The following is a 24864-nucleotide window of genomic DNA, read 5'->3' as shown; positions in this document are numbered from 1 at the left end:
AGCGGCCGTACCCAGGAACAGGGACGGCCACATGCAAGGGTAAGTCATCATGACCGACACCAATTTCATGGCCAGCCCCGAAGAGCGCGCACGGATCGCGGCCGAGGGCATGTATCATCCCCAGATGGAAGGCGACGCCTGCGGCGTCGGCCTGGTCGCCGCGACCGACGGTCGCGCCAGCCGGCGCGTGGTCGCCAGCGCGATCGACGCGCTGAAGGCCGTGTGGCACCGCGGTGCCGTTGACGCCGACGGCAAGACCGGGGACGGCGCGGGCATCCATGTGGACCTGCCGGTACGATTCTTCGACGATGCGATCGCGGATTCGGGTCACAAGCCGCTGCCCAACCGCCTTGCCGTCGGCATGATCTTCCTGCCGCGCACCGACCTCAGCGCTCAGGAAACCTGCCGCACCATCGTCGAGAGCGAGATCATCGAGGCGGGCTACACCATCTATGGCTGGCGCCAGGTGCCGGTCGACGTTTCCGTCATCGGGGAAAAGGCGCAGCGCACCCGTCCCGAAATCGAGCAGATCATGATCGCCGGCCCCATGCCGGAGGAACGCGATCAGGCCGAGTTCGAAAAGGACCTCTACCTGATCCGCCGCCGGATCGAAAAGAAGGTGATCGCCGCGCAGATCCAGGACTTCTACATCTGTTCGCTCTCCTGCCGGTCGATCATCTACAAGGGGCTGTTCCTCGCCGAATCGCTGTCGGTCTTCTATCCTGACCTGCAGGACGAGCGGTTCGAGAGCCGGGTCGCGATCTTCCACCAACGCTATTCGACCAACACTTTCCCGCAATGGTGGCTGGCCCAGCCGTTCCGCACGCTCGCCCATAATGGCGAGATCAACACGATCCGCGGCAACAAGAACTGGATGAAGAGCCACGAGATCAAGATGGCGTCGCTGGCCTTCGGAGATCACTCCGAAGACATCAAGCCCGTGATCCCGGCCGGCGCTTCCGACACCGCCGCGCTGGATGCGGTGTTCGAGGCGATCTGCCGCTCCGGCCGCGATGCCCCGACGGCAAAGCTCATGCTCGTCCCCGAAGCCTGGCAGTCGGCCGACGCCGAACTGCCGCAGGCGCATTCGGACATGTATGAATATCTCGCCTCCGTCATGGAGCCGTGGGACGGCCCCGCCGCGCTGGCGATGACCGACGGCCGCTGGGTCGTGGCCGGCGTCGACCGCAACGCGCTGCGCCCGCTGCGCTACACGCTCACCGGCGACAATCTGCTGATCGTCGGTTCCGAAACCGGCATGGTCGTCGTGCCCGAAACCACCATCGTCCGGAAGGGCCGCATGGGTCCGGGCCAGATGATCGCCGTAGACCTGCAGGAAGGCGTGATCTTCGACGACCGGGAGATCAAGGACCAGATTGCGGGCGAGCGCCCTTATTCGGAACTGATCAAGGACTTCATGACGGTCAATGATCTGAGCGAGGCGCCGTCCGCCCTGCCCGCCTGGGACAAGGCCGAACTGACGCGCCGCCAGGTCGCCGCCAATCTGACGCTGGAGGATATGGAGCTGATCCTCGCCCCCATGGTCGAGGATGCGAAGGAAGCGGTCGGCTCCATGGGCGACGACACGCCGCTGGCGGTCATTTCCGACAAGCCACGCACGATCAGCCATTTCTTCCGCCAGAATTTCAGCCAGGTCACCAACCCGCCGATCGATCCGTTGCGGGAACGGTATGTCATGAGCCTGAAGACGCGCTTCTCCAACCTGCACAACATATTGGAGCAGGAAGCGCAGAACAGCCATGTGCTGGTGCTGGATTCGCCGGTGCTGACCTCGACCGAATGGGCGAAGCTGAAGAGCCATTTCGGTCCGGCTGTCGCGGAAATCGACTGCACCTTCCCGGCCGAAGGCGGGCAGGAACAGCTTCGCGCCGCCATCGCCCGCATCCGCGAAGAAGCGGAGCAGGCCGTGCGCGAGGGCCGCACCGAAATCTTCCTGACCGACGAGCATGTCAGCGCCGGCCGCGTCGCCATCGCCGGCGTGCTGGCGGCGGCGGCCGTGCACACCCATCTCGTCCGCAAGGGGTTGCGCAGCTATGCGTCGATCAACGTGCGCTGCGCCGAAGCGCTCGACACCCATTATTTCGCGGTGCTGATCGGCGTCGGCGCGACCACGGTGAACGCCTATCTGGCCGAGGCGAGCATCGCGGACCGCCATGCCCGTGGCCTGTTCGGCGACCTGTCGCTGGAGGCCTGTTTCGAACGCTACCGCATCGCCATCAATGAAGGCTTGCTGAAGATCATGTCCAAAATGGGCATCGCGGTCATCAGCAGCTATCGCGGCGGCTATAATTTCGAAGCTGTGGGTCTGTCGCGTGCACTGGTCAACGATCTCTTCCCCGGCATGCCCGCGAAGATTTCGGGCGAGGGCTATCAATCGCTCCATTATAGCGCGAAGATGCGCCATGACGCCGCCTATGACGGTGCCGTGGTGCGCCTGCCGGTCGGCGGCTTCTACCGTCAGCGCAACGGGGGCGAGACGCATGCCTATTCGGCGCAGCTGATGCACCTGTTGCAGACCTCGGTCGCGACGGACAGCTATTCGACCTATCTGCAATTCTCGCGCGGCGTGCGCGACCTGCCGCCGGTCTATCTGCGTGACCTGCTGGAGTTCAACTTCGCCCGCGAGGCCGTGCCGATCGACGAGGTCGAGGCGACCACGGAGATCCGCAAGCGCTTCGTGACGCCGGGCATGTCGCTGGGCGCGCTCTCTCCGGAAGCGCATGAGACGCTGGCGATCGCAATGAACCGGATCGGCGCCAAGGCCGTGTCGGGCGAAGGCGGCGAGGATGCGAACCGCTTCAAGCCCTATGACAATGGCGACAACGCCAATTCGGTGATCAAGCAGATCGCGTCGGGCCGCTTCGGCGTCCATGCCGAATATCTGGGCAGCGCCGAGGAAATCGAGATCAAGGTCGCGCAGGGCGCCAAGCCCGGCGAGGGTGGACAGCTCCCCGGTTTCAAGGTGACCGAGTTCATCGCGAAGCTGCGCCATGCGACGCCCGGCGTGACGCTGATCTCGCCGCCGCCGCACCATGACATCTATTCGATCGAGGATCTCGCGCAGCTCATCTACGACTGCAAGATGATCAACCCGCGCGCGCGGGTCTGCGTGAAGCTGGTCAGCCAGGCGGGCATCGGCACCGTCGCGGCGGGCGTGGCGAAGGCGCATGCCGACGTCATCCTGGTCGCGGGGCATGTCGGCGGCACCGGCGCCTCGCCGCAGACGTCGGTCAAATATGCGGGCACTCCCTGGGAAATGGGGCTTTCCGAAGCCAATCAGGTGCTGACCCTGAACGGCCTGCGCCATCGCGTGAAGCTGCGCACCGACGGCGGCCTCAAGACCGGCCGCGACATCGTGATCGCGGCGATCCTGGGCGCCGAGGAGTTCGGCATCGGCACGCTGTCGCTGGTCGCGATGGGTTGCATCATGGTGCGCCAGTGCCACAGCAACACCTGCCCGGTCGGCGTCTGCGTGCAGGATGAGCGCCTGCGCGAAAAGTTCACCGGCACGCCGGAAAAGGTCATCAACCTCATGACCTTCATCGCGGAGGAGGTGCGCGAGATACTGGCGCGTCTGGGCTATCGCAGCCTGGACGAGGTGATCGGCAGGACCGAACTGCTGAAGCAGGTCAATCGCGGCGCGGAGCATCTGGACGATCTCGACCTCAACCCGATCCTGGCCAAGGTGGATGCGCCGGACGATCAGCGCCGTTTCAGCCTGACCGAATGGCGCAACCCGGTGCCGGACAGCCTTGATGCGCAGATGATGAAGGACGCCCGCGCCGTGTTCGAACGCGGCGAGAAGATGCAGCTCACCTATACGGTGCGCAACACGCATCGCGCCGTCGGCACCCGCCTGTCGGCCGCCGTGACCGAGAAGTTCGGCATGTCGACGCTGGCGGACGGGCACCTTACCGTGCGGCTGCGCGGTTCGGCCGGCCAGTCGCTGGGCGCCTTCCTGTGCAAGGGCATCAAGCTGGAAGTGTTCGGCGATGCCAATGACTATGTCGGCAAGGGCCTGTCGGGCGGCATCATCACGGTGCGCACCACCGTATCCTCGCCGCTGTCGAGCAAGGACAACACGATCATCGGCAACACCGTCCTCTATGGCGCGACCAGCGGCAAGCTGTTCGCGGCGGGCCAGGCCGGGGAACGCTTCGCCGTGCGCAATTCGGGCGCACAGGTGGTGGTCGAAGGCTGCGGCGCGAACGGATGCGAATATATGACCGGCGGCACCGCAGTCATATTGGGCAGGACCGGGGCGAATTTCGGTGCGGGCATGACCGGCGGCATGGCCTTCATCCTGGATGAAGATGGCAGCTTCCCGACACGGGCCAATCCGGAAAGCATCCTCTGGCAGCGGCTGGAAAGTGCGCATTGGGAAGCGGAGCTGAAGGCCCTGGTCGCCCAGCATGCCGTGGCGACCGACAGCAAATGGTCAAACACGATCCTGGACGACTGGGATCGCTGGCGCCGTTATTTCTGGCAGATCTGCCCGAAGGAGATGGTGAGCCGCCTCGCCCATCCGTTGAGCGATGCTCCGGCGGAAGTTGTGGCCGCCGAATAAAGGGCAGTCCGGCAGAACGGCATCAATATGACATGGCAACGTCCGCCGGGGCATCCTCGGCGGACGTTCTGTCTCCGGCGGCCTGGGCGATCTTCACCCCATGCGGGCCGCCGTCGCTTGATCCACCATCAAGCCCCTCCAGGGATACAGACGACGCCCCTCCGGCCTGTGGCGGTTCAGGGACGGCCTCGCCCAGGTCATACCGCGCCTCATCATGGCGGACATCAGGATCGTTCGACCCGTTCCAGTTTGCCAGGTCTGCCGCCATTTGCCGATCGGCCAGCGTGGGGCCGCATCCCTTGCAATCAACGACCGCAGGGCCAGTCAGACCGGCAGGATCAGAAAGGCTATCCTGCGGCATCGCGGCTTGCGGCAATGGCGTTTCCAGCGCGGCCCGCGGCGACGTCGTGGCATATAGGCCCAGCCCATAGCCCCCGGTGAGGGCCGTCGCCGCGCATGCACATGAAAATAACCAGAAGCGCGCGGACATGAGCAGCCCTTCCTCTATTCGTCACTCGCTCCCCGACTTTCTCCGGGCAAAACAACGCAAATGAAGATCGGTTGTTGCATGAGGAAAAAGCCTTTGCTAAGGGCCGCCTCCTACCAAGGCACCGGCCCCGCCGGTTCCCGGAAAATGTGCGGTCGTGGCGGAATTGGTAGACGCGCAACGTTGAGGTCGTTGTGGCCGAAAGGCCGTGGAAGTTCGAGTCTTCTCGACCGCACCATTCCATCTTGAAAATCTCCCTCCTCCCCCCCCCTCAAGGGGCCCGTTGGTGGTTTACGGTGTGATCGCCCTTGTGCACGATCTCGCCCGGCTAGATGCGCTCGGTCATCGCGTCCCGCGAACCCGTCGCGATCGATCGCACTGGATCAAGGTCGAATATCGGATGAACCACGTCCGGGGATGACCTGCGCGCCTCTCCCCTAGCGTATTTTCAAGTTGACCGTTTACGGTCGACGGCTGGGAAAATGCGGCCTCAAAAGACTGAGCGATTTCCACTCAAAGTGAAATCGCTCTAGTCGTCAGCCGCGTCGAAGGCTGCACGCGCCATGCGGATCGCCTCCTCGTTCGCGTTCACCCAGTAAATCAGCCGTCGCGTCTCTCCGTGCAGCGCCGCGCCCAGCCCGGTAAGCGCATAGCTCACCTTCGGCGGCACGTCGGCGCTTACGCTGCGCGCCACGAAGCCGTCGCGTTCGAGCGCGCGCAGCTTCAGGGTCAATATCCGCTGTGAAATTGCCTGCTCGGCCGAGAGCGTCGCCAGCAGCCGCCTGAGTTCGGCCTGGCGCAGCTCGCCCGTGGCGAGCACCAGCAGGATCAGGGTCGACCAGCGGTCGCCCAGCAGGCCCATGACCTCACGCACCGGGGCGTCCCGCGCCGTGCCGTGCCGTGCCATTTCCTGGGCCAGGCTGGCCAGGCCCGGACGGTCCGGAGTATCGCTGCACCCGTTGGTCATGATGTGCCCTGGGCACAAAAAAGTGCCGTCTTCCCTCTGTTCGCGGATACATTATGCCGCCTGCCGGGAAGGTCAACGAATTGGGAGAGCATGATGGCCGAAGATGCCATTCGTCTTGACGGCAAGGTGGCGATCGTGACCGGCGGCGCCGGGGGCATCGGCTCGGCCACCGCACGGCTGCTCGCGCGGCGCGGCGCCAGCGTGGCGATCGCCGATATCGCGTTGGATCCGGCTCGCTCCTTGGCCGCCGGAATTCCCGGTGCCATCGCCGTGTCCCTCGACCTTGAGAGCGAAGCCTCGATCGAGGCGATGATCGCCGAGGTTGTCGCAAGGTTCGGCCGTATCGACGTGCTCCACAACAACGCCGCCCTGCTCGGCCCCGATATCGCCCGGGCCGACGGTGACATAGAGCACATGGCGACGGCCCTCTGGGACCGGACCTACGCCGTCAACGTGCGCGGCACGATGATCGCCTGCCGCGCCGCCCTGCCCCATCTGCGCGGCACCCGCGGCAATATCGTCAACATGGTCAGCAACCTCGCCCTGCAGGGCCATCTGATCCAGTCGGCCTATTCCTCGTCCAAGGCTGCGATCATCCAGTTGACCCGCGCCATCGCCGCCAGCCACGGCAAGGCCGGCATACGCTGCAACGCGGTCGCCCCCGGCATGACCATGACCCCGGCCCTGCGCGAGGCCTTTCCCCCTGCCCTGCGCCGGACGGTCGAGGATGAAACCCTGCGAGATCAACTCGGCGAGGCAGAGGACATTGCCGAGGTCGTGGGATTCCTCGTTTCGGATGCGGCCCGCCACGTCACCGGTCAGGTGCTGGTGGCCGATGGTGGCTGCGCCAGCCATGTTCCGGGCCTCGCGGGCTTCCGCTCCTTCCTGTCCGGAGAACATTGAAATGAGCCCTTACGACATCGTCGTCATGGGCGCGGGCCACAATGGCCTCGTCGCCGCCGCCTACATGGCCAAGGCGGGCAAGAAGGTGCTCGTCCTCGAACGCAAACCCCATTATGGCGGCGGCGTTTCCACCCGCGAATTGCTTCACCCCGGCTTCTGGCACGACGAACACTCGAACGTGCACATCATGATCCAGGGCAACCCGATGCTGCGGGAGGACGAGCTGGGGCTGCTGTCGAGGTTCGGCCTGGAATATATCTACCCCGACCTGATCCATGTGAGCATCTGGGATGATGGCACGGTCATCCGCTCCTACAAGGATCTCGACAAGACCTGCGAGGAACTGGCGCGGATCTGCGGCCCGAAGGACGCGGAAGCCTACCGCCGGTTCGTCCAGATGAGCCAGACCGCACTGCCCATGCTGGTCAGCGGTCTCTACAGCCCGCCCTTCCCGATGGGCGCTTTCGTGGCGATGATGGACCAGTCCGACGAGGGCCGCTTCCTCCTCGACCTGATGCAGCGTACCGCGCTCGACATTGTCGACGCCTATTTCGACAGCGAACTGCTCAAGCTCCACATCGTCCGCATGGTGACCGAGAACCTGCAGATGCCGGACGAGCTCGGCACCGGCATGGGCGCCTTCGTCATGCCCGGCATCGTCCACAGCTATGGCTGCTCGATGCCCAAAGGAGGCTCCGGCCAGCTCTCCCACGCCCTCGTCCGCGCGATCGAGCATTTCGGCGGCGAGGTGCGCTGCAATGCCGAGGTCAGGCGCGTCATCGTCTCAGGCGGCAAGGCTGTCGGCCTCGAACTCGTGGACGGCGAGACCTTCATGGCCAGGGACGGCGTGATCGGCGCGATTCATCCCCACGTCCTGCGCAAGTTCGTGGGCGAAACGCCCGAACCCGTGCTCCAGCGGGCCGAGCGCGTGACCCAATCGACTTTCTCGATCAATCTCACCCATATGACGCTCAAGGAGCGGCTTCGGCTCAAGGTCGGCAACGACTGCAACGCGATGATGACCGAGCTGATGGATTTCTACACTGTGCGCGACATGAGCCTCGAATATGACAAGCTGCGCCGGGGGGAGGTCAGCTCGCGTCTCGTCGCGGGTGGCGACAACACGATCTTCGATCCTTCCCGCGCCCCTGAAGGAGCCGGCCTGTTCTACGGCGTCAACTTCGCCCCCTATAATCTCTGGCCGGGCGGCCCCGCCTCGTGGGACGAACGCAAGGAGGAGATCGCCGACAAGGCTCTCGCCCAGTATCGCAAGTTCTACGTCAACCTCACCGACGAGAACATTACCGGCCGCCTCATCCGCTCGCCGATCGACCACGAGCGCGACAGCCCGGCCAGCTTCGTGCGCGGCGACATCCACGGCTGCGCGCCGTTCTTCTACCAGTCCGCCGGCCACCGCCCGACGCCCGACCTCGGAAGCTTGCGCGTGCCCGGGATCGAGGGTCTCTATCTTGTCGGCCCCTTCATGCACCCAGGGGGCGGCGTGTTCGGCGCGGGCCGCGCCACGGCCATCCAGATGATGGACGACATGGGGATCGACTACGACAAGGTCTGCGGAAGGGCCGTCCAGTGAGCAATGCAGCCAAGCCTCCGGTGGCGAGGATTCTCGACGCCAACGACAAGGAACTCATGGCGATCCGCAAGCTTGAGCGCGACGGCAACACGCTGGTCGTGCGCGGCAAGATCTTCGGCGCCATGCCCATGGTGGCCAAGCTCACGCCGGGCGAGGCCCGCGCCGCGCTCAGGCTGCTGGATTTCCGGACAATCCTGTTCCTGCTGACCCTGCTATTTCGAAAATGAGGCGATATCCAGGAGCGCTGGAGCCACGGTGATCAGATGACCGTAGCGACATGCTCCACGCTGGGGGGCTCGACGAAGAACGGCCCGGCCAGTGCCCGCCAATGCTGGAAGCCCTGGCTTTCGCGGAAATCGACCATGTGCGCCTCGACGCTTTCCCAGCCGACCACCAGCCGATAACGCTCGGGATGCTCGATCGACCGCTGCAGGGCGAAGGAGAGGAAACCCGTGGCGCCTTCGAAAAAGGGCCGCGCCGCAGCAACCGCCGCCTCGAACTCGGCGCTGCGCGTAGGGTCGATCGTCAGCGTTGCAATCTCATATATCATGCTGGGTCTTTCACAGGCTGGGTTTTGCTCAAGTCCATTTCGCCGTCAGCTCGATGCTGCTTCCGATCGGAAACTCGTCGCGCACCGCCAGCCCTGCCGGGCCAAGCTCGCGCGTCCGCCGTTGCGCGGTCGGCATAGCGCTCGAACTCGGCTGCGACCTTGGGTTCAGCGAAGATCATCCAGCCCTGATCACCGGGCCGGTCGCCGCTGTCAAGCGACCACCACCCGGCCCCGGCTGCTGGGAGCCATCCTCGACAAATTCGATCAAATTGCCCGCGCAGTCGCGGATGAAACAACCCTTGCCAAAGGCTTCGCGCACGACAAACGCGATGTCGGCTCCCTTCTCCGTCATCTCGGCCAGAAATGCCTCGATATCCTCGACCCGGAAGGCCACATGCTTGTTGCCGTGGACCAGCAGGTCGCGCAGCGGAGAGCGCCGGTCCTCCGGCAGCGACGCCGCCCCCTCCACCTCGAACAGCTCGAATCGCAGCGGCCCCTTGCGCACCATGGCGGTGTGGCTGCGCGCCGCCTCGATCCAGAACCGCTTCTCCAGTTCGAAGCCGAGTACGCGTCCATACCATTTGATGGCCTCGTCAAGGCTGGGTACGGATACTCCTCCGTGATGAAAGGTGAACTCCGCCATCAGCCCATCTCCGCAAGGGTTTCGGCCCGCCAGTCGGTCATGCAGTCGCGCATGCCGATGCCGCGCCCGCGCGCCGGACGGCGGCGCTTGCCCGGCTCGGGATCATTGCCGACGCAGACCAGGGCCAGGTTCATGCCAGGATTCCACATGCAGTTTCGGAAAAGCATTCGAACATGAGGATTTCTTCCTAGTCGGCGGTCCAACCGGCATCGACCACCATGCTGGTGCCGGTCATGAAGGCGGAGGCGTCGGAAGCGAGGTAGAGGACGGCTCCCATGAGGTCCTCGACCCGGCCGATGCGGCCGAGCTTGATCTTGGTGAGGACATTGGCCCTGAACACGGCATCGGCGAACATCGGGGCGGTCATCGGCGTCTCGATGAAAGTCGGTGCGATGGTGTTGGAGCGGATGGCATGGGGGGCAAGGTCGAGCGCAAAGCTCTTGTTCATGCCCTCAAGCGCCCACTTCGACGCGCAGTAGAGGCTGCGGTTGGGTCCGCCGACATGGCCCATCTGGGACCCCATGTGGATGAGGCTGCCGTGCGTTGCCGTCTCGATCATCCGTTTCGCGCAGGCCTGCGCGACAAAGAAGGCGGCCTTGAGGTTGAGGCCAAGGACGGCGTCATAATCTTCTTCGGTCACGTCCCATATCGGCTTGGGCCGGTTGGTCCCGGCGTTGTTGACAAGGACGTGGAAGGGCTCGCGCGCGGCGAAGAAGGTCTCAACGGCGGCAAGGTCCGAGACGTCGAGCACCGCCGCCTCCGCCGTGCCACCGGCGGCACGAATGGCCTGGGCAGCTTCCCCGATCTCGCCAGCGGAACGGGCAGCAAGCGTGACCACCGCGCCCGCCTGCGCCAGTGCCGCGGCGCACGCAAGGCCGATACCGCGCCCCGCCCCGGTGACGAGGGCGCGGCGATGGTCGAGGCGAAAGCTGGGAGTCTGGGGGAGAGCGGTCATGCCCCCGGTCCTCACGCCCGTGTCAGTTCGCTTGGTTCGACCTGCCCGGCATAGGGCACGTTCCTGCCGCCGAAACGGCGGACCCGGATGTTGGCCTGCTCGCCATGGCCAGCGAAGCCCTCAAGCGCACAGAGGCGGCTGCAATATTCGCCGATGAGCGTGCTTGCCTCGTCGGTCAGAACCTTCTGGTAGGTGCAGGTCTTGATGAACTTGCCGACCCACAGGCCGCCGGTATAGCGGGCCGCCTTCTTCGTCGGCAGGGTGTGGTTGGTGCCGATAGCCTTGTCGCCATAGGACACGTTGGTGCGGCTGCCCAGGAACAGCGCGCCGTAATTGGTCATGTTGGCCAGGAAGTAGTCTGGGTCGGCGGTCATCACCTGGACATGCTCGCTCGCGATCTCATCGGCGATGTCGACCATCTCCTCGTAGCTTTCGGCCACGATCACCTCGCCGAAGGCCTCCCACGCCTTGCGGGCATGGTCGGCGGTGGGGAGGATATTCAGCAGGCGCTCGATCTCTCCCATCGTCTCGCGGGCGAATTTCTCGCTGTTGGTGAGCAGCACGCCCGGGCTGTCGGGTCCGTGCTCGACCTGTCCCAGGATGTCGGTCGCGGCCATTTCAGGGTCGCAGCCAAGCTCGTCGGCAATGATGAGGGTCTCGGTCGGACCGGCGAAGAGGTCGATGCCGACGCGGCCGTAGAGCTGACGCTTGGCTTCGGCCACGAAGGCGTTGCCGGGACCTACAAGGATATCGACAGGGTCGATCGTCCCGGTACCCAGGGCCATCGCCCCGATCGCCTGGATGCCCCCGAGCGCATAGATCGCATCGGCCCCGGCGAGCGCCTGCGCGGCGACAATAGCCAGCGCCGGCTTGCCCTGGAACGGCGGAGCGCAGGTGATGACGCGCGGCACGCCGGCGATCCTGGCGGTGATCACGCTCATATGGGCCGAGGCGAGCAGAGGATATTTGCCACCCGGCACGTAGCACCCGGCATTCTGGATGGGCAGGTGCTTGTGGCCAAGCACGACGCCGGGCAGAGTCTCGACCTCGACGTCCTTCATCGAATCGCGCTGGACCTGCGCAAAGTTCCTGACCTGGGCCTGGGCGAAGTCGATGTCCTTGCGCTCCTGAGGGGTGAGGCTGTCGACCGCCGCGTCGATCTCGGCCTGGCTCAGGCGATAGTCCTCTCTGTCCCAGCCGTCGAATTTGACGCTCATCTCGCGCACGGCCACATCGCCGCGCGCCTCGATATCCGCCAGTGCCGCCTCGACAATATCGCGCACCTTGCGGTCCGCGTCTGCCTTCGCTTCCGCGCTCGCTCCGCGCTTGAGCCAGATCGCCATCGAATACTCCGAAGATATGATTGCGGCACGGATCAATGCCGCTAGCTCCGTCGACCGACCATCACATTGTATCGATGCGAGCGTATCGACCAAATGCCTTTGGCCTCGTCTGCGCGGTCCGATAATCCGACGTCGAGATAATCGGGAGACCCTTCCACCATGCGCCTTGCCACGCTTCGCAACGGAACCGCCGACGGCCGCCTGGTCGTCGTTTCGCCCGATGCGGCGCACTGCGCCGCTGCGCCGGTCCGGTGCCTGCAGGAAGCCCTGGAGAATTGGGAGATGATCGAGCCGGAGATGGCCGCGATCACCGACTTCCCCGAAGCGCTGGACCTGGCCCATGTGCTCGCCCCGCTGCCCCGCGCCTGGCAGTGGCTCGACGGCTCGGTCTATCCCAGCCATGGCGAACTGATGGACAAAGCGCTCGGCATCGAGCCGTTCAAGCCCGACTGGCCGCTGATGTACCAGGGCGTTTCGGACACCTTTCACGCACCCCTAGCCGAGGTGCCGATGGCAAGCGAGGAACTCGGCATCGATTTCGAGGGCGAATTCGGCGTGATCACCGACGCCGTGCCGATGGGCACGTCCGCCGAGGAGGCCGGCAGGCACATCAGGCTCGTCGTCCAGATCAATGACTGGTCGCTGCGCAAGCTCGCCGGGCCGGAGATGAAGTCGGGCTTCGGCTGGATCCAGGCCAAGCCGCCCTGCGGCATGGCACCCTTTGCCGTCACGCCTGAAGAACTCGGCCTGGCCTGGCGCAAAGGCCGCCCGGCGATGAACCTGTTCGTCCAGTGGAACGGCAAGCAGTTCGGCAATGCCGATGGCGAACAGATGGCCTATGGCTTCGACGAGCTCGTGGCCCATGCCGCCCGCACCCGCAATCTCGTCGCGGGAACGGTGATCGGCTCGGGCACGGTGTCGAATCCCAATTTCCGGGAGGTCGGCTCATCCTGCATCGCTGAACGGCGGGGCATCGAAATCGTCGACACAGGCGCGGCCATCACCGAATTCATGCATTACGGCGACACTGTCCGCATGGAGGCGGTGTGTCGCGACGGACGCTCTCCCTTCGGCGTGCTCGAACAGACGGTGGTCAGGGCCTGAACGAAGGTCTCTCCGGCGGCAAGAGCGCCGCCCCTTCGGTCGCCGAGCCGCTCAGGCATGGACCATGGCCGAGTCTTTGCGCAGCCGCGCGAACAGGCTCAGCGCCGCGCCCACCAGCGCCGCCGCGGCGAGGACGCCGAAGGCTCCGCGCAATCCGCCCGTGTGGCTCCCCGCCACCGTCACCACCACCGGGCAGAGGAATTGCCCGACCGAGAACGCGCCGGTCCACAATCCTGCGCCGCGGCTGCGGACCTCGAACGGCAGTCCGCTGATCGCCCAAACCAGCAGCGAGGGCAACAGCATGCCGGCGCCGAGCTGGTTGATGAAGCACCCGGCAAGAAAGCCCGCCGGCGCACCAGAGCGGCTCATCAGCAGGAAGCCGATCGCAAGCAGCGTGAACTCGATCAGCAGCAGGCTCGCGATCGGCAGCTTCGATCCCACCCGCGAATAGACATATGTGCCCACCGGCACCCCGATGCTGGCGAGCGAAGTGAGGAAGCCGATCCGCGCCGGATCGGTGATGCCGAACTGGGTCAAACCGATCGGGGACTGGATCTGCGCGGTGTAGAACAGCACGGACCCGAACACGGTGATCGCAATGATCCCGGTCATGCGCAACCACGGGAAACCGGCCGAACTGGCGTCGCGCTGGGCAATTTCCGCCTCCGGGGAGTCGCGCCGTGCCGGTTCCCAGGTGAATAGCAGCACCAGCACGAACATCAGCAGCGCCGAACCATAGACCCAGAATGGCGCGCGCCAGCCGAACCGGCCCAGGAGACCGCCGACGTTCAGGAACAGAAGAGCGGATATCGAGGCCATGGCTGTCTGCCCTGCCAGCCAGCGGTCACGCGCGGGGCCTTCGAAATAGTCGCCGATCATCGTCGTGCTCAGCACCATGATCATCGCTTCAGCCATGCCGACCGCCACGCGTGACACGATGATCCAGCCAAGATCGCGCAGGAAGACCGGCGCGATGCCCACCACCGCATAAACGAGAAAAGCCGCCAGGAGCAGCCGCCTGCGACCGAACCGATCCCCCAATATTCCCGCCATCGGTGAAAACAGCGCAACGCACAGCGCCGGCACCGTCAGCACCATCGGCACCCAATATTCGTGATGCTCAACGCTGGCGAATTCCTGGAGCAACGCCGGCAGGTTGGGCGCCAGCAACACGATCGCCATTGCCGACAAGGTGATCGGCAGGAGCAGCGAGATCCCTGTGGCAAATCCCGCCCGTTGATGCGTGGTCATATCTTCTCCCGCCTTGAGGCCATGTCTTGTGGCAAGTTCCCCAGCCCTGACGCATTAGACTGCCGTGGCCCATCGATCCAAACGATGGTGTAGGATCGTGCACATCCATGAGAAGGGATCGGAAAACCTGTCGAAGGGCAGATTGTTCGACGCCATGCCAAGCGGAGGCGTCGAGCGGCACCGGGTGGTCAGGAAGGGCGCACGGCGAAGGCATCGCGCGTGGTGATGGTGTGGCGAGCGGAACTGATGCGCCCGCTCTGACCGCCGCGTTGAAAGCTCAACTAGGCTCGCAAGTCTATTTTCTACCAAAACAGAAGACAATATGCTGCTATCCTGGGCACGCCAGAGATGGAGGACCAATGAGGAACAGTTCGCATAGCAGCGCCGGAAGCCGGACCGACGTCGGTCTGGTGGCAGCAGCGAATGACGATGGCCGCCCCCTGCTGGCCTATGACTGCGATCAGCATCACGCCGTCGGGCCCCGCGCCCGCGCCCTGATCTTCAACGATCCGCGATCGCGCGCACTCCTGCCACTGATCGCACGAGTGGCGCCCAGCGACGCCAATGTGCTGATCATGGGCGAGACCGGCACCGGCAAGGAACTGGTCGCACGCTATGTCCACAGCCTCAGCGATCGGGCGCACGCGCCCTTCGTCGCGGTCAATTGCGGCGCCTTTTCCGAATCGCTGATCGAGGGTGAACTGTTCGGCTATGAAAAGGGCGCCTTCACCGGGGCGAACGTCGCGCGGCCCGGCTGGTTCGAGGCCGCCAATGGCGGGACACTGTTCCTCGACGAACTGGGCGACCTGTCGCTGCCGCTGCAGGTGAAGCTGCTGCGTGTCCTTCAGGAGCGGGAAGTCGTCCGGCTGGGATCGCGCAAGGCGGTGCCGCTCAACGTCCGGGTGATCGCCGCCACCAATGTCGAACTGCAGCAGGCGGTGAATGAGGGCCGCTTTCGATCCGACCTCTTCTACCGCCTTCAGGTCGTGGCCATCCCCCTGCTCCCGCTACGCGAACGGCGAGCGGACATCCTGCCGCTGGCGCGCCATTTCCTCGAGCAATATGGGAAGCGAGCAGGCGCCAGCCGGCTGGAGTTGAGCGCGGCGGCCGAAGAGGCGCTGTTCCAGCATGGCTGGCCCGGCAACATCCGCGAGTTGGAAAATGCGATCCACCGCGCCACGCTGATCTGTGAGGATGGCCGGATCCGGCCTGCCGATCTCGGGCTGGGCGACCCTGTGGGCGCCAGCGATCCGGGCGCCGATCCCGCCTCGCTGGAGGAGGCGGTTCGTCCCCTCATCGGCCGGCTGCTGAAGGGCGACCATGATCAGTTGCTAGACCGGCTGGTCGCGTTCACCGTGACCGAGGCGTTTCGCCTGTCGAGCGAAAATCAGATCAAGACGGCCGCGGCGCTGGGCATTAGCCGCAATGTGGTGCGGACCCATCTCAAGAATCTCGATCTGATCTGACGATCCCGCTTCGGCCGATCCCCGCCCCCATCCGCCAGACCGATGGCATGATCGCCATCGCTGCCCGCGCAGAGGCGAGCCGGCCAGGCTTGACGGTCTCACCTGACGCTGATTCTCGTCTGTCCGGGTTTCGCAATATGCAAGAACCCCGCCCGGACACGCTGGGCGTGCCCGGACAGTTGCACTTTATCTTACAGCTTGCCGCTCAGTGACACGCCGATGATGCGGGGTTCGTTGAAGACCGCCGCCATATAGTTTTCGATCACGCCCTTGAGGTTCTTCTCGTTGGTGATGTTGCGGGCGAAAGCCGCAATCTCATATCTGCCGCCGGGCGCGGTGTAGCCGATCTTCAGGCCGCCTTCGAAGTCGCCCTTCGAATGGAACTCCTTCGTCCGGTAAAGGACGAAATTGGTATAGCCCTGGATATTCCAGTCGGTCGCGACGAAGGCCTTGCCGCCATTGCCGAGCGGAACATCATAGCGGGCCGCGATATTCGCCGTATATTTGGGCGCGTTGGGCAACGGATTGCCGTCGATCCTCGCCAGATAGACCGGGCCGAAGGCCGTCGCCACGGTGCGCAACGGGTTTTCGACCGTGCAGACCACCACGCCGTTGAGAGCGCAGACCTGCGCTTCGGCATTGGGGTCGTCAATCTCCGTATGCAGCAGGCTGACACCCGCCGAAAGCGTCAGATTTTCGAACGGACGCGCTTCCAGATCGGCTTCCATGCCATAGGCCTTGGCCGCCCTGGCATTGAACAGGACGCCATTGCCGTTGACGTCATTGCCGTTGAGCTGGATGTCCTTCACCTTCCAGGCGAAACCGGTCAGGTTGAAGCGGACGCGGTTGTTCAGCAGGCTGGTCTTGATGCCGCCTTCATAGGACATGATCGTTTCCGAATCCGCCGTCGTGAAGTCGCTGTTGAACACCGCAGAGCGGCCCTGGATGGTCGGACCACGGAAGCCGCGCGCGACGCGGGCGTAGAGGCTGACCTCGGGGCTGAACGCGTAGAGCAGGCTGACGTCCCAGCTCGGCTCGTCGCCCTTCAGCTTCACATAGCGACGGCCCGCATAGGTGGAGACGCCCGCTGCATTGGCGGCGGCGCGGACCAGGCGGGTCGATTTCTCGTCCTCGGTATACCGGCCGCCTGCCGTCAGGGTCAGTCCGGGCACGATTTCATAGCTGGCCTGGCCGAACACCGCCCAGCTTGTGTTGACGTTGCGCAGGCGAACCCAGTTGTTGGGATTGCGCGCGGCGGTGGTCAGGAAATAGGCGCGCTGGTAGAAATCGGTCACGTCGCGGCTGTCGAATACCATGCCGCCGACCTGCCATTTCAGGGCATGGTCGCCATTGCTGGCAAGGCGGACCTCCTGCGTCAACTGGTCGAGATCGCGGACATTGCCCTGGCTCTGGCCGAAGCCGTTGGGGACGCCCGCGACGGGGAAATTGGCGGCCGCGCCGCCGTCGGTATCGCCCCGGCTGTAACCCTTTGTCGTTTCATAGGCGGTAATCGAGGTCAGGGTCACCGGGCCGAAGTCCAGAGCGATATTTTCCGATGCGCCGTAGGTCTTGTAGGCCTGCGGGTTGTTGTGCGCTTCGTCGAGGGCGATCTTCGTGCGCGGTTCGGCCGCGACGCTGTTCGATCCCTTCACCAGCGCGCCGCGATGGAAGATGGTCGAGGTGCCGTCATAGTCGCGATAATGGAAGCTGGTGAGCATCGACAGCGTGTCATTGGGCGTCAGGAGCAACTGGACGCGAACGTCCTTTTCGTTGAAGCCGCCCATCGCGTCCTTCTTGGGCGAGACGGTGCCGTCGGCGCTGGCGCCGGTATAGACATTGTCGACCCAGTCGTCGCGATGCTGATAGAGCGCCGAAACGCGGAAGGCGAGCTTGTCGGCGACGATGGGGCCACCGATGCCGCCGTCGAAGGTGACGGTGTTGTAGCTGCCATAGCTAGCCGAGGCGCGGCCCTGCCAGTCCATTGACGGACGGACCGTGTCGAACTTGATGATGCCCGCCGTGGTGTTGCGGCCGAACAGCGAACCCTGCGGGCCGCGCAGCACTTCCACCTGGTTGACGTCGAAAACGGGGTTCGATTTCAGCACGACATGTTCAAGGACGACATCGTCCTGGATGATCGACACCGGCTGCGAGGCGCCGAGATAGAAGTCGATATTGCCGAGACCGCGGATGTAGAAGCGCGGAAAGATGCGGCCGGTGGTCGTCTCCGCGTAGAGGCCGGGCACGCGGGCCGCCAGTTCAAGAATATCGCCGCCGCCGGACTGGAGGCCGCGCAGCTGGTCGCCCTGGACCACGCCGACGGAAACCGGGACGTTCTGCAGATTTTCGGAACGACGTTCTGCGGTCACGACGATCTCGTCGAGCGCGCCGTCAGTCGCCGCCTCCTGCGCGTGGGCGATCCCTGCGATCGACAGCGCGCCAAATGCCGAAGTCAGCAGCAACACTGACCGTCCGTAGCAGGTTTTGGACAAGATGATTTCCCCCAGAATAGCCGTTGTTCACCCCGGCCGTGTCGATCCCCTGATCGTCTCTCACCGCAGGCGATGTGGCGCCTAGGAGCGGATTGTGGCGGTTCGGTGACAAAGAGCGGCCATTGCCGGACGATCGTATAATTTCTGCTGCATTGTTGCTGCCTGGCAACATGGGAACAGGCCGCGCTTCTCATCATCAGCGATCGATGGCGGCATTCCTGATGCGTCAGCTCTTCCATTCCCCGGCATGATCGATGGCCTGGCGACCCAAGGCGGGATCATCCGTGAAAATGGCATCAAGCCCAAGGGCAAGGTAGCGCTGCATCTCCGCCACGCTCCCGGCAGGGTTGCGGGCGCTGTCGCCCTGATCATTGCGGAAGTCGGCCGCCAGAAAATGATTTTCCGGCCGGAAAGTCCAGGTGCCGACCAGCAATCCCGCCCTGTGCGCGGCTTCGACCAGGCCTGTCGGCCGGGCGAGTCGTCCATCGGGCGCCAGCGGAATGATCATGCGGGTCGACGGGGCCAGATAGTCGGCATAGGTCGCGATTTCGCTCAGACCCAGGGGCGCGACGATGTCTGCATAGGTGCGTTTCATGCCCTGCGCGGCGATGTCGGCGGGCATCGCGGCCGGATCGCCAATAAGCTGCATCAACCGGGCATGGGGGAAGGATGAGAGGCGGGGATGCAACTCTTTCAGATTGCGCGTCTCAAAGGACTGGATGATCAACGGCGCGCGGGACAGATAGCTGCTCTTGCCGATATGGTCCAGGAGGCGCGGCTCCAGCGGCAGACCCAGGCGGGCAAAATAGGTGGAATGCTTGATTTCGGGAATGAGGCCGATGCTTCGTCCTCGCGCGGCTGCCTCGGCGGCCAGGAAATCGGCGATCTCCTCCAGCGAGACGATCTGGAACTGGCCATCGAGGCCGCGGCTTTCCGGCCGCATCGGCCCCAACCGCTCGCGGGCGCGCAGGGTCTTGAGTTCCGCCAGGGTGAAATCCTCGGTGAACCAGCCGACCTGCTGTTCCCCGTCGATCGTCTTGCTCGTCCTGCGGCTGGCGAATTCGGGGCGAGAGGCGACATCGGTCGTTTCGGCAATGTTGTTTTCGTGCCGCGCGACGAGAACGCCGTCCTTCGTCGCCACCAGATCCGGCTCGATGAAGTCGGCGCCGTCCTCGATCGCCTTTGCATAGGCGGCAAGCGTATGTTCGGGCCGGAGCGCCGAACAACCGCGATGCGCCAGGAGAAGCGGGCGCCTGCGGTCCGGGACAGGGGCGGCGACCGCCACCCCTGTCTTCATGGCCGCGCCCAGCAGCGCAAGATCGGCGCCCGAACGGAGCAGATCCCGCCGGGTGAAAGGCGCGGCCGTCATCAGAACATCACCGACAGCGTGCCGAACCATTGGCGCGGCGGGATGGGATAGACATTGTAATTGTTGGTGTTCGCGCTCGCCTGCACGGTCGATGCGCCCTTTTCGTCGAACAGGTTGGTGACGTTCAGGCTGATTTCCGCCTTCTGCAGGCCGAACATGTCGGCCGGCAGGCGGTAGGCGAGGCAGGCGCTGGCCTGGAAATAGGATTTGACCCAGGCGTCATTGGTGAAGGTCGTGTAACGGCGGCCGACATAATCGCCCACCAGCTGTGCATCGAAATTGCCGATGGTGAGGGTCGCGACCGTCTTGTTCATCCATTTCGGGCTGACCGGGATCAGCTTGCCGCCGGTCGGCACGACTCCGCCTGTCGTCGCGATACCGCCGATGCGCGTGCCGGTCGCCTGGCCGGTGGTGGTGCTGTAGTCGCTGTCATAGATGGATCGGTTGTAGGACAAGGCATTGTAGAGCGAGAAAATCTGGCCGAAGCGCAGCGTCACGGCGGCGTCCACCCCGTCCGTCTTGACGTCGCCGACGTTGAACACGGCCGGCGTGCCACCCGAAATGCCGCCGCCGCCAATGCCGCCGATCGCGGCAGCAGGCGTGATGCCGATCAGGCGATCCCGGAAATCGACATGATAATAGTTCACCTGCGCGTCGATGCCGGTAAGGAAAGCCGTGTCGATTTCGCGGCTGGTGCGGAAGCCGATTTCATAGACCCAGCTCGTTTCGGGCCGGCCGTTATTCTTGAGATTGTCGAAGGCGGCCTGGCTGCCGCTGCTCCACGGCGTCACGCCGCCCGCCCCATAGGGCTGGAACTGGCGCAGGTTTTTCTGGACGTTGACGTAGAGCTGTTCCTTGTCGGTGATGTTCCACTTGGCGCCCAGTGCCGGCAGGAACCAGCGCTTGGTGTTGATCTCGCCCTCCGGCAAGGCGCTCGACGACCCGGGCAGCGAGCCGATGATCGGCTGCACCGGGAAGGTGCCGCTGGCGAATTGCAGGCTGGACTTGAAGCCGCCCTGGATCAGCAGGCTGGGGGTAAGCTGCCAACTGTCCTGCAGGTGGAATTGCAGCACATTGGTCCGCATCTCGCTGCCATATTGGGTGAAGAGCGGGTTGGTCGGCCGTTCATAGGGGCTGTAGTCCTGCGGCCGGGTCACATCCAGCGCATACCAGCGGCGATAGGCGGCCGAGCTGTTATATTCATACCAGATGCCTGCCTGAATGGCATGGTCGCCCAGCGTCGCATCGAGCGAGGAAAGCACTCCGCCACGATCGATCCGATATTCGGTGGTGCGGATGGCATAGCCCGAATTGCCGGTCGCGGCCTTCAGATTCTGGCCCGGGAAGTAGAGCGAGAACAGGGTGGGAAGCGATGCGACGGTGATCGGCCCGGCGACGATGCCCGCGCCGTCATTATGGTGATAATAGACCTGGGTCGACCAGTCGACGGCATCCGAAAGATGCGCCTGATATTTGACATAGCCCAGATAATCCGTGCGCAGCGCCGCGCTGTAGTAGTTGCGGTAATTCTGCGCCTGCGCGGCAGGAACGGTGCCATTGGCGTCGAGATAGGCGATCGCCGCGTTGAAATCGGGATAGAAGAAGGGACGGACATAGGGCTGATAGGCCTGCGCCGCGTTGGCCGGGTTCTTGAAGACGGTGGTTGCGTCTTCGTTCGGCTCCTGCTTGTCGGAATAGGCGAAATAGCCGGTCAGCTTGCCGTTGCTGTCGTCATGCACGAACTTGGCATTGACCTGCCAGCCGCCCTGCCGCCCGTTGAAGTCCCAGGCGCGGGCGCGCTGGCGCAGTACCGACACATAGCCGCTGTTGCCATTGCCGAATTCGCCGCTGTCGAGGCGCAGGAAGGTGCGCGACGTCCCATAGCTGCCCACCGTCTGGTTGATTTGCGCACCCATTTGCTGGCGGGGATCGCTGGAGAAATTCTCGATCGCGCCGCCCAGGTTGCTGGTCGACGCAATGCCCAGTTCCGCCGCGCCGGTCGCCACGACCACGCTGCCGACATTTTCCGAGATGATCGCGCGCTGCGGCGAGAGGCCGTTGAAATTGCCGTAGCTCTGGTCGCCCAGCGGCACGCCGTCCAGCGTGTGGCCGAGTTGCTGGCCGCTGAAGCCGTGGATGAACAGCGAGGCGTTCTGTTCATTGTTGCCCCAGGGATCGGCCGTCGCATACATGACGCCCGGCAGGGTCTGGATCGCCTTGAACGGCGCAACGCCCGGCAGGATCTTCTGGATTTCGGTCGTCGTGATCGCAGTGGCCGACCGGGTCGCCTTCACGCCGGTCACGATGATTTCGGAATTGCCGGAAGCAGCAGCCTCTTCGGCGGGCGCAGGCTCCGCAGGCGCCTGGGCAAAGGCGGGAGCGGCCGCGAAAAACGACAGCAGTGCAGCGCCGGCAAGCAGCCGGCCCCGCGAGGACGGGTGAGCGATCATGGATGGATTCCCCTAAGGTGCCGTGCTGGCTTGCACGGTTGGCGGCAGCAACTAGGCGGGGAGAATGACGGTTTGTTGGCACCTTGGGGTCAATATTGTTACACAGGAATAAAATAATCGCCTGCCGCCAGAAGCCTGTTTTCTGCGGACAATCATGGGGCTGGGACGCGCAGGATCGTCATTTCCGGGCCCTCAGGACAGGATGCGCGATACAGGCTGTAAAGGCGCGAAAAACCATTTTCCCCTTGCTCCGGCGGCAATCCCATGCACAAAGCTTGCCAATTGCCGCGCGGGACATCGGCTTAAACCTGCGATAAGCATTCGGCAGCAAGGATGACGTGATGGACGACGTAATGATGCAGGACCGGTCAGCCCCGGCATCGCCCCTTCCCCCCCAGGAAGTGGGAGAGGGCCTGTCCGTTATCTCCATCGCCAAAAGCTATGACAAGCGCGTGGTGCTGGCCGACGTGTCGCTGACCGTCGGCAAGGGCGAGGTGGTCGGCCTGCTCGGCCCCAATGGCGCGGGCAAGACGACCTGCTTCTATTCGGTGATGGGGCTGGTGCGGCCGGATCATGGCCGCATCGTGCTGGATGGGCAGGACATCACCGGGCTCCCCATGTATCGGCGGTCCATATTGGGCCTGGGCTACCTGCCGCAGGAAACCTCAATCTTCCGGGGGCTGACGGTCGCGCAGAATATCGGCGCGGTGCTGGAACTGGCGGAGCCGGACAAGGCGGCGCGGCAGGCGCGGCTGGAACAGTTGCTGAACGAGTTCGGCCTGACCCGGCTGCGCGATTCCTCCGCCATGGCGCTGTCTGGCGGCGAGCGGCGGCGGTGCGAGATCGCCCGCGCCCTGGCGGCCGATCCGTCGATCGTGCTGCTGGATGAACCCTTCGCGGGCATCGATCCGCTGTCCATCGCGGATATTCGCGATCTGGTGAAGCAGTTGAAGACGCGCGGCATCGGCGTACTGATCACCGACCATAATGTCCGCGAAACGCTGGAGATCGTGGACCGCGCCTGCATCATCTATGACGGCAATGTGCTGTTCGCAGGCAGCCCGACCGAGCTTGTCGCCAACGCCGACGTGCGGCGCCTCTATCTGGGCGAGAATTTCTCGCTCTGACATGAGCGGCGGACCGACCCTTCCTGACTTCGGCGAGGGGAAGGGCTGATGGCGCTCGCGCCCCGTCTGGACCTGCGACAGAGCCAGTCGCTGGTCATGACACCGCAACTGCAGCAGGCGATCAAGCTGCTGGCGCTGTCCAATCTGGAGATCGAGGCGTTCGTCGCTGGCGAGCTGGAGAAGAATCCCCTGCTGGAAGCGGGAGGGCCCGAAGATTTGGCGCCTCCCGCCGACGGCGTTGACCGGACGGTGGAACAGCATGATCTGCCAGCCGCCACGGGCGATGCCGACCAGTTGATCAGCCAGGGTCTGGGCGCTGCGGATTCGCCGCTGGACGTCGATTATGGCGCGGAAACCTTTATCGACGACGGGCCGGGCGACCGGATGGCAGGCGGAGCCATCGGTTCCGGCGGGAACGATCTTCTGTCGGGCGGAAGCGGCGAAGCGCCCGATTTCGACAGTTTCGCCAATCCGGAGCAGGGCCTTCAGGAATATCTGATGGACCAGGCGCGCAGCGCGCTGTCGGGCAGTGACCTGATGATCGCGGCGCAGCTGATCGGGCAGATCGACGAGGCCGGCTATCTGGAGGCCGACCTGCTGGAGACCGCCCATGGCATGGGCGTTCCGCTCAGTCAGGTGGAGCAGGTGCTGACGGTGATCCAGGGTTTCGACCCGACCGGCGTCGGCGCCCGGTCGCTGTCGGAATGCCTGGCCTTGCAGGCCCGGGAAGCGGATCGCCACGACCCCTGCATGGCCAAGCTGCTCGCCAATCTGGATTTGCTCGCCAGGGGCGCCCTGCCCCAGCTTCGCCGGATTTGCGGAGTGGATGAAGAGGATATGGCGGACATGATCCGCGAACTGCGCGGATATGACCCCAAGCCCGGCCTGCGTTTCTCCACCGAAAGCGCAGCGCCGGTGACGCCCGACCTGTTCGTGCGTCCGATGCGGGAGGGCTGGTCGATCGAGATCAACAGCGCCACCCTGCCTCGCGTGCTGATCAATCGACATTATTATGTCGAGCTGGCCTCCGGTCCGCAGGACAAGACGTCCAGGGCCTGGCTGGCCGATTGCCTCGCCAGCGCCAATTGGCTGGTCAAGGCGCTCGATCAGCGGCAGAAGACCATCATCAAGGTCGCAAGCGAGATCGTCCGACAGCAGGAGGATTTCTTCCGCAAGGGCGTGGCGCATCTGAAGCCGCTGACGCTGAAGGCCGTGGCGGATGCGATCCAGATGCATGAATCGACCGTCAGCCGCGTGACGTCGAACAAATATCTGTCCTGCCCCCGTGGCCTCTATGAACTCAAATATTTCTTCACGAGCGGCGTTTCGGCGTCCGGCGGCGACGGCGCCGTGTCGGCCGAAGCGGTCAAGAGCCACATCAAGGCGCTGATCGCGGCGGAAACGCCCGATGCCATATTGTCCGACGATACGCTGGTCGATCTGCTTCGCGCCAAGGGCACGGACATCGCCCGCCGGACCGTCGCCAAATATCGCGAAGCCATGGGCATCGGATCGTCGGTGCAGCGGCGGCGGCAGAAGGCGCTGCGCGGGCAGGCGGCTTGACCCGGCAACGCCGCC

General features: G+C 64.4%; 19 protein-coding genes and 1 tRNA gene. 9 read left to right on the top strand and 11 right to left on the bottom strand.

From position 1 onward, the window contains the following. Positions 1 to 49: 49 nt before the first annotated feature. Complete coding sequence (gene gltB / locus MRBLMA1_RS17090; protein WP_363738377.1) at positions 50 to 4588, top strand: glutamate synthase large subunit; 4539 nt, start codon at positions 50 to 52, stop codon at positions 4586 to 4588. Positions 4589 to 4610: 22 nt separating this feature from the next. On the opposite strand, the gene MRBLMA1_RS17085 is transcribed toward gltB, so the two are convergent. Beyond that, complete coding sequence (locus tag MRBLMA1_RS17085; protein ID WP_363738375.1) at positions 4611 to 5078, bottom strand: hypothetical protein; 468 nt, start codon at positions 5076 to 5078, stop codon at positions 4611 to 4613. A gap of 148 nt (positions 5079 to 5226) precedes the next feature. Between MRBLMA1_RS17085 and MRBLMA1_RS17080 the strand changes: the two genes are divergently transcribed. Further along, positions 5227 to 5313: transfer RNA gene (locus MRBLMA1_RS17080), tRNA-Leu, on the top strand. Between the two features lie 291 nt (positions 5314 to 5604). On the opposite strand, the gene MRBLMA1_RS17075 is transcribed toward MRBLMA1_RS17080, so the two are convergent. Further along, positions 5605 to 6042, bottom strand: coding sequence for a winged helix-turn-helix transcriptional regulator (locus MRBLMA1_RS17075; protein ID WP_363738373.1), 438 nt, complete (start codon positions 6040 to 6042; stop codon positions 5605 to 5607). Positions 6043 to 6132: 90 nt separating this feature from the next. On the opposite strand from MRBLMA1_RS17075, the gene MRBLMA1_RS17070 reads away from it, so the two are divergent. Genes MRBLMA1_RS17070 through MRBLMA1_RS17060 form a run of 3 tightly spaced genes read left to right on the top strand, consistent with a single transcriptional unit; the run spans position 6133 to position 8763 of the window. Then, positions 6133 to 6945 (top strand): SDR family NAD(P)-dependent oxidoreductase, encoded by an 813-nt coding sequence (locus MRBLMA1_RS17070; protein WP_363738371.1) that lies wholly within the window; start codon positions 6133 to 6135, stop codon positions 6943 to 6945. Between the two features lies 1 nt (position 6946). Further along, the gene (locus MRBLMA1_RS17065) at positions 6947 to 8536 is read left to right on the top strand and encodes a phytoene desaturase family protein (RefSeq protein WP_363738369.1); all 1590 of its coding nucleotides are present in this window, start codon (positions 6947 to 6949) and stop codon (positions 8534 to 8536) included. Between the two features lie 56 nt (positions 8537 to 8592). Then, positions 8593 to 8763 (top strand): hypothetical protein, encoded by a 171-nt coding sequence (locus MRBLMA1_RS17060; RefSeq protein ID WP_363738367.1) that lies wholly within the window; start codon positions 8593 to 8595, stop codon positions 8761 to 8763. 32 nt (positions 8764 to 8795) lie between these two features. Here the strand turns inward: MRBLMA1_RS17060 and MRBLMA1_RS17055 are convergent, their stop codons facing one another. From MRBLMA1_RS17055 to hisD, 5 genes are all read right to left on the bottom strand, one after another. Beyond that, positions 8796 to 9086 (bottom strand): antibiotic biosynthesis monooxygenase family protein, encoded by a 291-nt coding sequence (locus tag MRBLMA1_RS17055; RefSeq protein WP_363738365.1) that lies wholly within the window; start codon positions 9084 to 9086, stop codon positions 8796 to 8798. A gap of 175 nt (positions 9087 to 9261) precedes the next feature. Next, on the bottom strand, positions 9262 to 9729 hold the full coding sequence (locus MRBLMA1_RS17050) for a VOC family protein (RefSeq protein WP_363738363.1): 468 nt from the start codon (positions 9727 to 9729) through the stop codon (positions 9262 to 9264). Continuing rightward, positions 9729 to 9863 carry a hypothetical protein gene (locus tag MRBLMA1_RS17045; RefSeq protein WP_363738361.1) on the bottom strand — a complete coding sequence of 45 codons (135 nt, stop codon included), beginning with the start codon at positions 9861 to 9863 and terminating at the stop codon, positions 9729 to 9731. The genes MRBLMA1_RS17050 and MRBLMA1_RS17045 overlap by 1 nt, the downstream gene beginning before the upstream one ends. Before the next feature lie 53 nt (positions 9864 to 9916). Beyond that, a complete protein-coding gene (locus MRBLMA1_RS17040; protein WP_363738359.1) occupies positions 9917 to 10684 on the bottom strand; it encodes an SDR family NAD(P)-dependent oxidoreductase in 768 nt (255 codons plus the stop codon). An 11-nt stretch (positions 10685 to 10695) separates the two neighbouring features. Further along, positions 10696 to 12027, bottom strand: a complete 1332-nt coding sequence (hisD, locus tag MRBLMA1_RS17035) for a histidinol dehydrogenase (RefSeq protein ID WP_363738358.1) — start codon at positions 12025 to 12027, stop codon at positions 10696 to 10698. Positions 12028 to 12186: 159 nt separating this feature from the next. Here hisD and MRBLMA1_RS17030 point away from each other — a divergent pair, with 159 nt between their 5' ends. Then, positions 12187 to 13131 (top strand): fumarylacetoacetate hydrolase family protein, encoded by a 945-nt coding sequence (locus MRBLMA1_RS17030; protein WP_363738356.1) that lies wholly within the window; start codon positions 12187 to 12189, stop codon positions 13129 to 13131. Positions 13132 to 13182: 51 nt separating this feature from the next. On the opposite strand, the gene MRBLMA1_RS17025 is transcribed toward MRBLMA1_RS17030, so the two are convergent. Beyond that, positions 13183 to 14382: an MFS transporter gene (locus tag MRBLMA1_RS17025; RefSeq protein WP_363738354.1), complete on the bottom strand. Its 1200-nt coding sequence runs from the start codon at positions 14380 to 14382 to the stop codon at positions 13183 to 13185. Between the two features lie 359 nt (positions 14383 to 14741). Here MRBLMA1_RS17025 and MRBLMA1_RS17020 point away from each other — a divergent pair, with 359 nt between their 5' ends. Next, positions 14742 to 15848 (top strand): sigma-54 interaction domain-containing protein, encoded by a 1107-nt coding sequence (locus MRBLMA1_RS17020; protein WP_363738352.1) that lies wholly within the window; start codon positions 14742 to 14744, stop codon positions 15846 to 15848. Between the two features lie 191 nt (positions 15849 to 16039). Here the strand turns inward: MRBLMA1_RS17020 and MRBLMA1_RS17015 are convergent, their stop codons facing one another. The 3 genes from MRBLMA1_RS17015 to MRBLMA1_RS17005 all read right to left on the bottom strand — a co-directional run bounded on the left by MRBLMA1_RS17015 (position 16040) and on the right by MRBLMA1_RS17005 (position 22159). Then, the gene (locus MRBLMA1_RS17015) at positions 16040 to 18340 is read right to left on the bottom strand and encodes a TonB-dependent receptor (protein WP_363738350.1); all 2301 of its coding nucleotides are present in this window, start codon (positions 18338 to 18340) and stop codon (positions 16040 to 16042) included. 226 nt (positions 18341 to 18566) lie between these two features. Beyond that, positions 18567 to 19709 (bottom strand): glycerophosphodiester phosphodiesterase family protein, encoded by a 1143-nt coding sequence (locus MRBLMA1_RS17010; RefSeq protein WP_363738348.1) that lies wholly within the window; start codon positions 19707 to 19709, stop codon positions 18567 to 18569. Beyond that, positions 19709 to 22159, bottom strand: a complete 2451-nt coding sequence (locus MRBLMA1_RS17005; RefSeq protein WP_363738346.1) for a TonB-dependent receptor — start codon at positions 22157 to 22159, stop codon at positions 19709 to 19711. Before MRBLMA1_RS17005 ends, MRBLMA1_RS17010 begins: the two co-directional genes overlap by 1 nt. A gap of 341 nt (positions 22160 to 22500) precedes the next feature. Here MRBLMA1_RS17005 and lptB point away from each other — a divergent pair, with 341 nt between their 5' ends. Continuing rightward, positions 22501 to 23286: an LPS export ABC transporter ATP-binding protein gene (gene lptB, locus MRBLMA1_RS17000; protein ID WP_363738344.1), complete on the top strand. Its 786-nt coding sequence runs from the start codon at positions 22501 to 22503 to the stop codon at positions 23284 to 23286. Between the two features lie 48 nt (positions 23287 to 23334). Further along, positions 23335 to 24849, top strand: coding sequence for an RNA polymerase factor sigma-54 (gene rpoN / locus MRBLMA1_RS16995; RefSeq protein ID WP_133653125.1), 1515 nt, complete (start codon positions 23335 to 23337; stop codon positions 24847 to 24849). Positions 24850 to 24864 lie beyond the last annotated feature (15 nt).

The sequence above is a fragment of the Sphingobium sp. LMA1-1-1.1 genome, from assembly GCF_040676365.1.
Classification (GTDB): Bacteria; Pseudomonadota; Alphaproteobacteria; order Sphingomonadales; family Sphingomonadaceae; genus Sphingobium.
The sequence above is the reverse complement of the archived record's forward strand: the minus strand, read 5'-3'. Positions and strand labels throughout refer to the sequence as shown.